13 protein-coding genes are annotated in these 12,481 nt (G+C 51.8%); 10 read left to right on the forward strand and 3 right to left on the reverse strand.

From position 1 onward, the window contains the following. Positions 1-54: 54 nt before the first annotated feature. Positions 55-471: a GNAT family N-acetyltransferase gene (locus RUMCAL_RS00320; protein WP_021680351.1), complete on the reverse strand. Its 417-nt coding sequence runs from the start codon at positions 469-471 to the stop codon at positions 55-57. 281 nt (positions 472-752) lie between these two features. Here RUMCAL_RS00320 and leuB point away from each other — a divergent pair, with 281 nt between their 5' ends. The 5 genes from leuB (at position 753) to RUMCAL_RS00345 (ending at position 5,411) form a co-directional block, all read left to right on the forward strand. Further along, positions 753-1,838, forward strand: coding sequence for a 3-isopropylmalate dehydrogenase (leuB, locus tag RUMCAL_RS00325; RefSeq protein ID WP_040646275.1), 1,086 nt, complete (start codon positions 753-755; stop codon positions 1,836-1,838). A gap of 48 nt (positions 1,839-1,886) precedes the next feature. Beyond that, positions 1,887-3,074 (forward strand): ATP-binding protein, encoded by a 1,188-nt coding sequence (locus tag RUMCAL_RS00330; RefSeq protein WP_021680353.1) that lies wholly within the window; start codon positions 1,887-1,889, stop codon positions 3,072-3,074. Positions 3,075-3,245: 171 nt separating this feature from the next. Further along, entirely contained in the window at positions 3,246-3,701 is a 456-nt protein-coding gene (locus tag RUMCAL_RS16725; RefSeq protein ID WP_021680354.1) for a helix-turn-helix domain-containing protein, read from the forward strand. Between the two features lie 97 nt (positions 3,702-3,798). After that, positions 3,799-4,995, forward strand: coding sequence for a threonine ammonia-lyase (gene ilvA / locus RUMCAL_RS00340; RefSeq protein WP_021680355.1), 1,197 nt, complete (start codon positions 3,799-3,801; stop codon positions 4,993-4,995). 38 nt (positions 4,996-5,033) lie between these two features. Then, a complete protein-coding gene (locus RUMCAL_RS00345) occupies positions 5,034-5,411 on the forward strand; it encodes a RidA family protein (protein ID WP_021680356.1) in 378 nt (125 codons plus the stop codon). Positions 5,412-5,477: 66 nt separating this feature from the next. Here RUMCAL_RS00345 and RUMCAL_RS00350 read toward each other — a convergent pair whose 3' ends face one another. Further along, positions 5,478-5,702, reverse strand: a complete 225-nt coding sequence (locus RUMCAL_RS00350) for a helix-turn-helix domain-containing protein (RefSeq protein ID WP_021680357.1) — start codon at positions 5,700-5,702, stop codon at positions 5,478-5,480. Between the two features lie 103 nt (positions 5,703-5,805). On the opposite strand from RUMCAL_RS00350, the gene RUMCAL_RS00355 reads away from it, so the two are divergent. The 3 genes from RUMCAL_RS00355 (at position 5,806) to RUMCAL_RS00365 (ending at position 8,646) form a co-directional block, all read left to right on the forward strand. Continuing rightward, complete coding sequence (locus RUMCAL_RS00355) at positions 5,806-5,994, forward strand: hypothetical protein (protein WP_021680358.1); 189 nt, start codon at positions 5,806-5,808, stop codon at positions 5,992-5,994. A 117-nt stretch (positions 5,995-6,111) separates the two neighbouring features. After that, positions 6,112-7,368 (forward strand): serine hydroxymethyltransferase, encoded by a 1,257-nt coding sequence (glyA, locus tag RUMCAL_RS00360; protein ID WP_021680360.1) that lies wholly within the window; start codon positions 6,112-6,114, stop codon positions 7,366-7,368. A gap of 3 nt (positions 7,369-7,371) precedes the next feature. Then, positions 7,372-8,646 carry a replication-associated recombination protein A gene (locus RUMCAL_RS00365; RefSeq protein WP_021680361.1) on the forward strand — a complete coding sequence of 425 codons (1,275 nt, stop codon included), beginning with the start codon at positions 7,372-7,374 and terminating at the stop codon, positions 8,644-8,646. A 42-nt stretch (positions 8,647-8,688) separates the two neighbouring features. Here RUMCAL_RS00365 and RUMCAL_RS00370 read toward each other — a convergent pair whose 3' ends face one another. Next, on the reverse strand, positions 8,689-8,994 hold the full coding sequence (locus tag RUMCAL_RS00370; RefSeq protein ID WP_040646277.1) for a DUF6514 family protein: 306 nt from the start codon (positions 8,992-8,994) through the stop codon (positions 8,689-8,691). Positions 8,995-9,398: 404 nt separating this feature from the next. On the opposite strand from RUMCAL_RS00370, the gene RUMCAL_RS00375 reads away from it, so the two are divergent. Together RUMCAL_RS00375 and RUMCAL_RS00380 are read left to right on the forward strand one after the other, a co-directional pair. Further along, positions 9,399-10,760, forward strand: a complete 1,362-nt coding sequence (locus RUMCAL_RS00375) for an MATE family efflux transporter (RefSeq protein WP_040646278.1) — start codon at positions 9,399-9,401, stop codon at positions 10,758-10,760. 38 nt (positions 10,761-10,798) lie between these two features. Beyond that, positions 10,799-12,439: a hypothetical protein gene (locus RUMCAL_RS00380; protein ID WP_021680365.1), complete on the forward strand. Its 1,641-nt coding sequence runs from the start codon at positions 10,799-10,801 to the stop codon at positions 12,437-12,439. Positions 12,440-12,481: the final 42 nt, after the last annotated feature.

A 12,481-nucleotide genomic window follows, 5' to 3' on the forward strand; every position in this document is an offset into this window, starting at 1 on the left:
CGACACAGTTGCCCGCTATGCGTTCTTCTCATGTAGAAAAACTGGAATTTAATATTACTCGACATGATAAAATTTTTTTAATCTTTGTGCCTCATTTGCTTCAAATCCAAATTTTTCATAAAAAGGTATCTTATCCGGAACCGCACATAGCTCCACAAAAATATCTGTTCCTTTTACTCCATTGTTATTTATAAACCTTCTTAATTCATCTATTAACATTCTTCCAATACCTTTTCCCTGATATTCAGGTCTGACAACAACATCTTTAATATAATAATTAAGTCCCATATCACCATTCATTCTTGCCATAGCAACAATGCAATCTCCGTCCCATATAGAAACTCTAAATAGGGTGTGTTTCATTGCTAATCTTGTTTGCTCAAGAGATGGTCCATCTCCCCATACTGTTTCCCATAATTCAATAAATTGCTCTGCCGTTAGTTCGTTGTATTTGATTTTTAAATCTAACATATATTATTTCTCTCCAATACCTTGTATTATAAAATCAATCAGATTTACAAATTCCGATTTACCACACCTTCATTATACCACACAGCCCCAACCAAGTCAATCCACAACCAAAATCACCGACACAGCCCCCTCCGCACCGGCTTTTTTGTGGCGAAATGCAGAATTTTCACAAAAACCTTGTAATCTTCACAGCTTTGGTGTATAATGAAAGAGTATTTGCGGAACAAATGGGGTATGTCAACGATTTGTTCCGCCAAACCAAACACAAAGGAGTCTTTCCCATGAATTTTAACATTGCATTGCTTCGGGGCGACGGTATCGGTCCGGAGATCGTAGACAGTGCTGTGGCTGTTCTCCACAAGATTGGCAAGAAATACGGTCACACCTTCACCTGCACCCCGTACCTCATCGGCGGCTGTGCGATCGATGCCACCGGCATTCCCCTGCCGAAAGAAACCATTGACGGCTGTCTGGCAAGCGACAGTGTCCTGCTGGGTGCTGTCGGCGGTGCAGTCGGTCACAACAAGTGGGATCAGATGCCGCCGCATCTCCGTCCGGAAAAGGCTCTGCTGGGAATCCGTGAGGCTCTGGGACTGTTCACCAACCTCCGTCCGGCAAAGCTGTATCCGGCTCTGAAAGGCGACTGCCCCCTGCGGGAAGACATCGTGGCAAAGGGCTTCGACATCATGATGGTTCGTGAACTGACCGGCGGCATCTACTTCGGCGAACGGGGCAGACGCGAGGGCAAGTACGGCGAAGAAGCATATGACACCGAGTGCTACAGCAAAATGGAAGTAGAGCGTATCGCACGCGTGGCTTTCGAAACCGCCCGGAAGCGGAACAAGAACGTCATCAGCATCGACAAGGCAAACGTTCTGGAAAGCTCCCGTCTGTGGCGTGAAGTCGTTCACGAAGTGGCAAAGGACTATCCGGATGTCACCCTCACCGATATGCTGGTAGACAACGCAGCCATGCAGCTGGTCAAGAATCCCAGACAGTTTGACGTAGTTGTCACCTCCAATATGTTCGGCGACATTCTGTCCGATGAAGCTTCCCAGATCACCGGTTCTATCGGTATGCTGCCGTCGGCTTCTCTGGGTGCCACCAAGCGTGGCATGTACGAGCCGATCCACGGTTCTGCACCGGATATTGCCGGACAGAACAAGGCAAACCCCATCGCAACCATTCTCTCCGCAGCCATGATGCTCCGCTACTCCTTCGACCTCATGGACGAGGCACAGGCAATCGAAGACGCTGTGGACGCATATCTGAATGCAGGCTACCGCACTGCCGATCTGGCTGGCGAGGGCGTAACACCGCTGTCCTGCACCGAATGCACCGAAAAGATCATTGCACTGCTGAAGTAAGCGGTGTTTCCCTGATACTAACATAAAAACCGAAAGAGATGACTCCATATGACTCCCAGAGAAGAAATCGGATACGGGCTGGATGCCCTTGTCATTTTCCGCAGTTTACAGCAGGATCCGGTGCTTCGTGCACTGATGCAGTTCTGCCACACTGACAAGGAAAATACCCCCGCACAGATCCGCTTTTACAGTGCCATGATTTCCGCCCTGTATGAACGGGCAGACGACCTCACCGGCTATCTGGAACAGATCGTTCTGGAACACGAAAACGTTTATGTCCAGCGTGCCGGTGCCGGCGAAACCATTTCGCAGAACATGGAAACCTGCCTGCACACAGAATTGAAATTGCTGAACCGCATTGCAATGCTCACCCCTGCCATGATTCAGGCAGAGATGCAGACCAGCATTCCCCTGCCGGCATGGCAGACCCACAAGACCGATCTGGACAAGCTCTACACCCAGCGTGTAGCGGAGATCTCCAAGCACGGCTACGGCATCTATGCACGGCACCACATGTTCACCGTCGGAGCAAGCGGCGAGTTGGTTCCGGTGCAGTATCCTGACCCCATTTCTCTGGAACAAATGGTGGGATACGAACGGGAACGCGGCATTGTGGTAGAAAATACCAAGGCACTCCTTGCAGGAAAATACGCCTCCAACGTCCTCCTCGCCGGAGATGCCGGCACGGGAAAATCTGCAACTGTCAAGGCAATTGCCAACGCGTTCAAAGACGACGGACTGCGGCTGATCGAACTGAACAAAGACCAGCTGTGCTACATTCCCCAGATCATGGATCACCTGTGCAAAAATCCGCTGAAGTTTATCCTCTTTATTGACGACCTCACATTCTCCGAGGACGACCCCAACTTCGGCACGCTGAAAGCGACTCTGGAGGGCAGCATTGCCGCCAGAATGCGGAATACCGTCATCTACGCCACCAGCAACCGGCGGCATCTGGTCAAGGAAACCTTTGACGACGGCAGCGACAAGCACTCCAACGACACCGTACAGGAACGCATCTCCCTGTCGGAACGATTTGGCATCACAATTACCTACAGCCGCCCGCAGAAGAACCTGTATCTGGAGATCGTCCACGCTCTGGCAGAACAGAACGGTCTGGACATCACCATGGAGGAACTGGACGCACAGGCAGAACAGTTCGCCCTCCAGAAAAGCGGCAGAAGTGCCCGTGCTGCAAAGCAGCTGATCGACCAGCTGCTGACACAGCGTTCTTAGGCAATACCGCACAAAGAGCATCTGTCGCACAATCTTTGTGTAGTATTGCCGGTCAAGGCAGCTTTTGCGGAGTGGATTGACGAGCAAGGCGAAGATTACGAAAGCTAGGCGGACGACATTATCCGCGAGTGGGAAGAGTACGAGCCGGACGAGGATTAAAAGAGGCACAAAATGCAGAAAATCAAATTACACATGCTGGAAAAATACAATTATTTTGAAAACATTTTTCTCCAAAGCTGGTCTTTGGACGACGAAGGCAGCCATGAAAAAGAAACCGCGTGGTTTGAGCTGCCGGACGGGTTTGAAATCGCTGCCGGAAAAGATGGGATTAAGCGGGTTTACGATCTGCGGAACGGCGAGAGCATACCGTGCGAGCTGCTGACAGATCGCGGCGTGCCGCGGCTTGTATCGTGCAGCGGCTGCACCACGCTCCGCCGGACTGTGGAAGATACGGAAGCCGCAGAGCTCCGTAAAATCCGCGAAAAGGCTGGTCTTAACCGGTCAGAATTTTCCGATGCGACATCTATCCCGCTGCGGACACTGGAAGATTGGGAAAGCGGTAAGCGTAAGCCGCCTTTTTATGTAATTCGACTGCTCGAATTTTTCGTAGATCACCTAGATGCTTAACTTGTTAACGCTGTTATGTGTGCACAAATTATGATGATTTATTTTGTGCAAGTATACAAAGTTTACTTAATATGATTATGGAAAGGAAGTCCTATCCATGCTGACATTGGATAAAATCTATCAAGCAAGCCACGTGCTCCGGAGCGTGATCCGGAAAACGGATCTGATTCAGGCACCGAAACTCTGTCCGGACTGCAATCTGTTTCTCAAGACAGAGAACCTGCAAGTCACCGGTTCTTTCAAGGTTCGCGGTGCCTATTACATGATGTCCCAGCTGACAGAAGAAGAAAAGGCGCGGGGTGTTATCGCCTGCTCTGCCGGCAACCACGCACAGGGTGTGGCTCTGGCTGCGGCAAAGAACCACATGAAGGCTCTCATCTGCCTGCCGGACGGTGCTCCGATCTCCAAGGTAGAAGCTACCAAGAGTTACGGTGCAGAGGTCTGCATGGTCAAGGGTGTCTATGACGATGCCTACAACAAGGCTGTAGAGCTCCAGAAGGAACACAACTACACTTTTGTACACCCCTTCGACAACGAAAACGTCATTGCCGGACAGGGCACCATCGGTCTGGAAATTCTGGATCAGATGGCAGACGTGGACGCAGTCATTGTGCCGATCGGCGGCGGCGGACTGATCTCCGGCGTGGCATTTGCCATTAAGCAGCTGAACCCGAATATCAAGGTTTACGGCGTACAGGCAAGCGGTGCACCCAGCATGTACGAGTCCATTCACAACGACAAGATCACCTGCCTGGACTCCGTTTCCACCATTGCCGACGGTATCGCCGTCAAGGAACCGGGCCCCCACACTTTCGAGTATGTCAAGAAGTATGTAGACGACATTGTGACTGTGACCGACGACGAGATCTCCGCTGCAATTCTGGCTCTGATCGAAAAGCAGAAGCTGATCGCAGAGGGTGCCGGTGCAGCATCTGTGGCTGCGGCAATGTTCCACAAGGTTCCCGTAGAGGGCAAGAAAGTGGTTTGTCTGGTTTCCGGCGGCAACATCGACGTGACTATTCTGTCCCGTGTCATCAAGCGTGGTCTGCTGATGTCCGGCAGAAGCTGCATGCTCAACATTGAACTGCTGGACAAGCCGGGTCAGCTGAAAGATGTTTCCCGCATCATCGCCGATCTGGGCGGCAACGTCATCTCCATTCACCATGAACGTGCCAACGAGGGCAGCGACATCAACGGCTGCTTCCTGCGGATCACCATGGAAACCAGAGATTACGCACACATTCAGGAGATCCGCAGTGCCCTCATGGAAGCAGGATTCCATCTGGTGGACTAAAATAAGAAATCCCTATTTTTTGAAAAGAGGTTTTTATCATGGATACCATTTATACCAAAAACGCACCAAACGCAATCGGTCCGTATTCACAGGCTGTCAAAATCGGTGATATGCTGTACACTTCCGGTCAGATCGCCATCAATCCGGCGACCGGCAATGTAGAAGCAACTGACATCGTGGGACAGTCCAAGCAGGTCATGGCAAACCTGAAAGCCGTTCTGGAAGCCGCAGGTACCAGCTTCGACAAGGTTGTCAAGACAACTTGCTTCCTCAAGGACGTAGCACGGGATTTCGGTGCATTCAATGAAGTGTACGCCGAAGCTATGGGCGATGCAAAGCCGGCAAGAAGCTGTGTTGGCGTAGCAGACCTGCCCAAGGGTGTGCTGGTAGAAGTTGAAGTTATCGCGGCTCTGTAAGCGGTAGGCTTCACGCAAAGAGAAATGAGAAGCGGAGAACGTTTTGGACGTTCTCCGCTTTTTTCATTATCGATTGCCTTTCGGATAAGGCTTTTTCTCGTCCGTTCGTCCCATGAGGTAGTCCACGCTTACGCCATAAAAATCTGCAAGGTGTTCCCATATCACTGTGGGTATATCGTTTTCTCCAGTTTCATATTTGGAATAACCGGTCTGTGACATCTGCAAATATTGTGCCACCTGCTTTTGTGTCAAATCTGCATCTTCTCTTAAATCTCTGATTCGATTTTTCATACGTATAACAGCCTCCCAATTGCAACTATTATACGATAACCTGTTTCAGATTATTGACTTATAACCTGAAACAGGTTATAATGATAAAAAAGGAGGTTTTCCCATGACAAATTACAAAAGACCTTACTTCCGGTTATTCTGTGCCGTCTGTGACACCATTGATGCACTGGAACAAACAGCCGCTTCGAAAAACTGCCCCGAAACCACTGCCAAACTTCTTTCAGAACAGGCGAAGCAATTGCGAAAAGTCACACAGGAAACAGAGGAACTGGTCATTGGCAGCGATTCCTAACGTTTTTACCGGCTCTTTTTTCCGCAAAACGCTTGTAATTTCCGCTGAAATATTGTATAATGAAAGCTATAGGAATCTGCCCTGCGGGTTTCAATTTATCATAAAGGAGTTTTTACCATGTACGCAAATATGATGGACACCATTGGTTTTGTTTCCCAGTTCGATCCGGAAGTCGGACAGGCAATGAATGAGGAGCTGGGTCGCCAGCGTCGGAATCTGGAACTGATCGCCAGCGAGAATCTGGTTTCTCCGGCAGTTATGGCTGCTATGGGTTCTGCCCTCACCAACAAGTATGCAGAAGGTCTGCCCCACAAACGGTACTACGGCGGCTGCGAATATGTAGACGTAGTAGAGGAGATCGCTATCGAACGTGCCTGCAAGCTGTTCGGTGCCAAGTATGCCAATGTACAGCCCCATTCCGGTGCACAGGCAAACACTGCTGTATACTTCGCACTGCTCCAGCCGGGCGATACGGTTATGGGTATGAGCCTGGCACACGGCGGCCACCTGACACACGGTTCTCCGGTCAACATCTCCGGCAAGTACTTCAACTTCGTTCCCTATGAACTGGGCGATGATGAATATATCGACTACGACCGTGCCGAGGCTCTGGCAAAAGAAGTCAAGCCGAAGCTGATCGTTGCCGGTGCAAGTGCATATCCCCGCATCATCGACTTCAAGCGTCTGTCCGAGATCGCAAAGTCTGTAGGAGCATACCTCATGGTAGACATGGCTCACATCGCCGGTCTGGTTGCCGCAGGCGTTCACCCGTCGCCGGTACCCTATGCCGACATCACCACTACCACCACCCACAAGACTCTCCGCGGTCCGAGAGGCGGTCTGATCCTGACCAACGACGAGGAACTGGCAAAGAAAATCAACAAGGCAGTATTCCCCGGCACACAGGGCGGTCCGCTGATGCATGTGATCGCAGCAAAGGCTGTCTGCTTCGGTGAAGCACTGAAGCCGGAATTCCAGACCTACGGCAAGACTGTTGTTGCAAACGCTTCCGCACTGGCTGACGGCTTGATGCAGCGTGGATTCCGTCTGGTATCCGGCGGCACAGATAACCACCTGATGCTGGTAGACCTGCGTCCTTTCGGCGACCTCACCGGTAAGGAATTCGAACGCCGTCTGGACGAAGTGTTCATCACCGTCAACAAGAATGCAATCCCCAACGACCCGCAGAAGCCGTTCGTTACCAGCGGTATCCGCGTAGGTACACCGGCAGTTACTACCCGCGGTTTGCAGCCGGCAGATATGGAAATTATTGCACAGGCAATGTACCTCGCCGCTTCCGACTTCGAGAACAAGGCAGAGGAAGTTCGCGAGAGTGTCTGCGAGCTGTGCAAGAAGTACCCGCTGTACGAATAAACCATGCACACACCCCTTGCAGATCAGATTCGCCCCAGCACGCTGGACGATGTGGTAGGACAGCGGCAGCTGCTCGCTGCCGGAAAGCCTCTGCGGCGAATTATTGAAAGCGGAAAAATCCCCAACATGATCTTCTATGGTCCCTCCGGCGTGGGGAAAACCACCGTTGCCCGCATCATTGCGGACAGCACTTCGATGACACTGCACAAGCTGAACGGCACCTCTGCCTCGACGGCGGATATTCGCGACGTGGTGGCAGAAGTGGGCACCTTTTCCGGCATGAACGGCATTCTCCTCTATCTGGACGAGATCCAGTACTTCAACAAGAAACAGCAGCAGCTGCTTCTGGAATACATGGAAAACGGGCAGATCACCCTGATCGCCTCCACCACGGAGAACCCCTACTTTGCCGTGTACAACGCTCTCATCAGCCGTTCCACCGTGTTTGAGTTCAAGCCGGTTCCGCCGGAGGAACTGGAACGTGCTGTTGCCCGTGGTTTCCGCTGTATGGAACAACAGCTGGGCGAAACAATTCACCTGTCAGACGGTGTCTGCGGCTGGATCGCACGGGGCTGCGGCGGCGATGTCCGCAAAGCCATGAACACGGTGGAACTGATCGTGCTGTCCGGTGAACACACCGAAAACGGCATTGTCATTTCCGATGAACTGGCACAGGAACTGACGCAACGCAGCAACATGCGATACGATCGGGACAACGACCAGCACTATGATCTGCTGTCTGCCCTGCAAAAGTCCATTCGCGGCTCCGACGAAAATGCAGCCCTGCACTATACGGCAAGACTGCTGGCGGCAAATGATTTGCTGTCTGTCTGCCGGCGGCTGCTGGTCATTGCGGCAGAGGACGTGGGGCTGGCATATCCGCAGGCAATTGTCATCACAAAGGCATGTGTGGACAGTGCCCTCCAGCTGGGGCTGCCCGAAGCCCGTATTCCCATTGCAGAAGCCGTGGTGCTCCTCGCCACTTCGCCAAAGTCTAACAGTGCCTACGAAGCGATCAATCGGGCAATGGCAGACGTGGAAGAATATGGAGCACCGGATTTTCCGCGGCATTTACAGAATAAACATTTCGACGGGGCAGAGGCAGCTGTCCGCGGGCAGCACTACCGCTATCCCCACGACTATCCCAACCACTATGTCAGACAGCAGTACCTGCCGGATATTCTCAAGGACAAGGTCTATTATCAGTTCGGCGAGAACCGACAGGAACAGGCCGCGGCAGCCTATCGGGAAAAAATCCTGCGGGAAGATCAGACATAAAGATTTTAGGCAATACCGCACAAAGATTGTGCGTAAGGTGCCCTAGATTCGGCGGGACAGATGCTCCAACGCCATGTCATACAGACCTGACGGCTTGACTTCACGCCGGATCAGGTCATTGGCAAAGCGGATCGTCTGTTCCAGACTGCCGGAAAAGTCGGGAATGCTCTGGCGTTCTTCGGTGTACAAGTCCTCCAGCATGATTCCATAGGTGGGCTGCCGGATCCCCTGCCGCACGATGCTGCCGGCAGTGACACGGTAGACCACACGGTTGCTGCTGTAGACTTCCATATACACAATGAGTTCCGCAGGGCGGGACTGGGAACGGGTTTTCAACTTCGTTTTCATTTTGTATGCTCCTGTTCTGGTAAATAGAATCTTTTTCTCTGGGCAGTGCTGCATTTTGCAGCAGATACCCTTTCTCTGTCTACCAGTATAACATTTCTCCGCGAAAATGAAAAGGCTGAAAAGCCACGTGTTTTGTCGAAATTTTGAGAAAACACAGGGAAAAAGACAACATCGCACAAGGTCGACAGCAAAGCTTTTTGCAGCGTTTTCCCAGACTTTTCCGCGAAGTGAAACGAAGCAGACACATTGCAACTGCAATACGTTAAAAATGCTGTGCTGTCCATGTAAAATCCACAAGATTCCTGCGGTTACAGTCGGAAATCTTTGTCGGAAATGCGACTAGACGAACACACATGATGTTGCTATAATAGAGAAACATGCTTTTTCGAAAGGGGATCTCTGTTATGACAAAAGATATGACTGCGGGGAAACCGCTGGGGCTGATCTTACGCTTCTGCGGTCCCATGGTGTTTGGCAACATTTTGCAGCAGTTGTACAGCATGGTAGATACGGTCATCGTGGGACGCTATCTGGGTGCCAGTGCCTTGGCAGGCGTGGGTGCCACCGGTGCTATCAGCTTTCTGGTGGTGGGATTTGCCACCGGCATCTGCACGGGGCTTTCCATTCCTGTGGCACAGGCGTTCGGTGCCGGCGACTACCAGAACATGCGGAAAAATATTGCTAACTCCTATTATTTAGGTGCACTGATCGGCGTACTTCTGACCATTCTCACCATGATCGGCACAGGAACGATCCTGCACTGGATGAAAACGCCGGACGATATTTATCAGTATTCCTACGATTATATCATTGTCATTTTCGGCGGCATTCTCACCTCGGTGCTGTACAACAGCCTTGCGGCGATTCTCCGTGCCGTCGGTGACAGCAAGTCCCCGATCTTGTTCCTCGCCATTTCGTCTGTTTTGAATATCGTTCTCGATCTGGTATTTCTGGTGGGACTGCACTCCGGCGTTGCCGGTGCCGGCTATGCCACTGTCATTTCACAGGGTATCTCCGGACTGCTCTGCCTGTTTTACCTGTACAAAAAATTCGAGATCATGCGGTTTCAGCAGGGAGAATGCAGACTGGAACTGAATCGGTGCAGCCGGCTGCTGTCCATTGGTCTGCCGATGGCACTACAGTTTTCCATTACGGCGATCGGTTCGATCATTCTGCAAACCTCTGTCAACTCCCTCGGCTCGCTGGCAGTCACCAGTGTCACTGCCGCACAGAAGATCTGTGCCATTGTCATGGGCCCGCTGGAATCGCTTGGCATCACAATGGCAACCTTCTGCGGACAGAATCTGGGTGCCAAAAAGTTTTACCGGATCCGCGACGGCATTCGCCTGAGCATGTACGTTTCCATGTGTTACTGTGCATTCTGCATTGCTTTCCTGTGGATTCTGGGAAAATACACCGCATACCTGTTCCTCGATCCCTCTGAAACAGAAGTCATTCAACTGGCAGTACAGTACATGCGTCTGAACGCGATCTTCTATCCGGTGCTTGGCGTGCTCTTTATCCTGCGGAATTCCCTGCAGGGCATGGGCTACAGCCTGATGCCGATGATGGCAGGTGTCAGCGAACTGGCGGCACGGTCGCTGGTCTGCTTCGGCTTTGTTCCCACCTTTGGCTACATGGCTGCCGTCATGGCAAGTCCGGTGGCGTGGATCTTCGCCGACGTACTGCTGATCACCGTTTACTTTGTGGACATGCGAAAGCTGAAACGGCAGTTGCTCCCTGCGGAGGCTGCGGTTCCGGCGTGAGAACATTAAGGAAACACACCCCAAGAAAGGATACTTTTATGAAAAAATTCATCTCACTGATCAGTGCAGCGGTGTTCTCTGCAACACTGGTGCTGCCGCAGACGCTGGCTTTTTCCGCTGCGGCAGAAGAATCTGCACTGGAAGAAAGCACTGTCTTTGATGCAGCGGCAGCCGAAGCCAACCCGTTTCAGGCAACCGGCACCGCCAACACCCTGCCCTATCAGCTGCGTTTCGTACCGGAACGAAACTTCGTCACGGCAGAAGAAGTTGCCGCCGGCGACGTGGTCATTCCGGCAGCTGTGTATATCTCCGGCAGCACTGCCAACCGCTTCGGCTCCGTTATGGTAAAGTACGATGCGTTCCGCAACGATGAAAAAACTGACAGCGTTTACTTCTCCGGCATCTCCACCGGCGACACCGCTCACCGGACTTCGGAAAAGAAAACCTATAACAGCAGTCAAGGCACGTTCACCACGGACTATGTGCCGTACTGCTTCGGTTCTGTTTATGATGACGAATACGACAGCAATTCTCCGATGTTCACCACCAGAGAATATGCCTGTGACCCGATCTTCGGCTCGACGATCACCAGTGCCGGAAAGAACAAGATCAAGTTTAACGCCTCGTTCTACAACAGTGCAGACGAACGCAAAAACGGCGTGAAAAAGACCAACAAGGATTTCATTGCAGATGTGACAGTGGACGAGAACGGCAACGGCGTGTACTCCTATGACTACATCGACCAGAGTTCGTTCCAGACCATTACCAAGACGGCGACACTCCCCCGCTACAATCCGGACACACCGGAAGGCGAAAAGCTGCCGGATACCTGCAACAGCGTCATGTGGGTCGCTGGTACCAGCCAGCTGAAGGACGGTGCCGAATTCCTCGGCAGCACTTCTGACGAATTCCCGCTGTTCCATGTCAATATCGTTATCTCCAAGGGCACTGCTTCCGGCATATATGATGTGCAGTTCCTGACACGGGAAACCGTCGGTGCCAACGAGGCTCCCACCCAGCTTACCAGCAACAAGAGCAAGGAATTCCCCACTGAACTGGTGGGCACCTCCATTGCAGTAGGCGTGGACAGCGTTGCCGTTACCGATTCCCAGCAGGATAATGTACAGTTCTACACGGACAGCAACACCAACATCATTCGTGCGACAGATTTTGCAAGCAAGATCCTTGCAGATGTGACCTATACCGACGGCACCACAGAATCTGATGTGGACATCACCCGTCTGGTGGACTGCTACGGTGCAACACCGAAGGAACTCTACGACAAACAGGCAAAGAACGGTTTCTTCTCCTCTCCCAACATGCCCCTGTACTATAACGGCAAACTGCTGAAGTGGAAGACTACCGACAAGAACGTGACACAGAACATCATGGTAGGCAAACGCGGCGACCTGAACTTTGACGGCGGCGTAGACTCCACTGATATTTTCTACCTGTCCCTCTACATTGCCCAAAAGGCTGTCGGTATGAAAACCACTCTGTATACCGGTACTTCCACCGATGCCAACATGGAGGATTTTGCATTCTACCTCATGGACTTTGACACGCTGGGACAGACCAGCACGGCAACTCTGGACAGTACAGACATTTATTATCTCCTCCTGTACGTTGCAAACCGTGCAGTAGGCAACCACATCGCCTGGGATTCTTTCGTCCTGTAAGCTGATCCTTTTATAAGGCAATACCGCACAAAGAGCGTCTGG

It is taken from the genome of Ruminococcus callidus ATCC 27760 (assembly GCF_000468015.1).
GTDB lineage: Bacteria > Bacillota > Clostridia > Oscillospirales > Ruminococcaceae > Ruminococcus_C > Ruminococcus_C callidus.

Excerpts from the sequence above, each read along its gene's own strand:
- RUMCAL_RS00320 (WP_021680351.1), bottom strand. The coding sequence starts at position 471 with ATGTTAGATTTAAAAATCAAATACAACGAACTAACGGCAGAGCAATTT.
- leuB (WP_040646275.1), top strand. The coding sequence starts at position 753 with ATGAATTTTAACATTGCATTGCTTCGGGGCGACGGTATCGGTCCGGAG.
- RUMCAL_RS00330 (WP_021680353.1), top strand. The coding sequence starts at position 1,887 with ATGACTCCCAGAGAAGAAATCGGATACGGGCTGGATGCCCTTGTCATT.
- RUMCAL_RS16725 (WP_021680354.1), top strand. The coding sequence starts at position 3,246 with ATGCAGAAAATCAAATTACACATGCTGGAAAAATACAATTATTTTGAA.
- ilvA (WP_021680355.1), top strand. The coding sequence starts at position 3,799 with ATGCTGACATTGGATAAAATCTATCAAGCAAGCCACGTGCTCCGGAGC.
- RUMCAL_RS00345 (WP_021680356.1), top strand. The coding sequence starts at position 5,034 with ATGGATACCATTTATACCAAAAACGCACCAAACGCAATCGGTCCGTAT.
- RUMCAL_RS00350 (WP_021680357.1), bottom strand. The coding sequence starts at position 5,702 with ATGAAAAATCGAATCAGAGATTTAAGAGAAGATGCAGATTTGACACAA.
- RUMCAL_RS00355 (WP_021680358.1), top strand. The coding sequence starts at position 5,806 with ATGACAAATTACAAAAGACCTTACTTCCGGTTATTCTGTGCCGTCTGT.
- glyA (WP_021680360.1), top strand. The coding sequence starts at position 6,112 with ATGTACGCAAATATGATGGACACCATTGGTTTTGTTTCCCAGTTCGAT.
- RUMCAL_RS00365 (WP_021680361.1), top strand. The coding sequence starts at position 7,372 with ATGCACACACCCCTTGCAGATCAGATTCGCCCCAGCACGCTGGACGAT.
- RUMCAL_RS00370 (WP_040646277.1), bottom strand. The coding sequence starts at position 8,994 with ATGAAAACGAAGTTGAAAACCCGTTCCCAGTCCCGCCCTGCGGAACTC.
- RUMCAL_RS00375 (WP_040646278.1), top strand. The coding sequence starts at position 9,399 with ATGACAAAAGATATGACTGCGGGGAAACCGCTGGGGCTGATCTTACGC.
- RUMCAL_RS00380 (WP_021680365.1), top strand. The coding sequence starts at position 10,799 with ATGAAAAAATTCATCTCACTGATCAGTGCAGCGGTGTTCTCTGCAACA.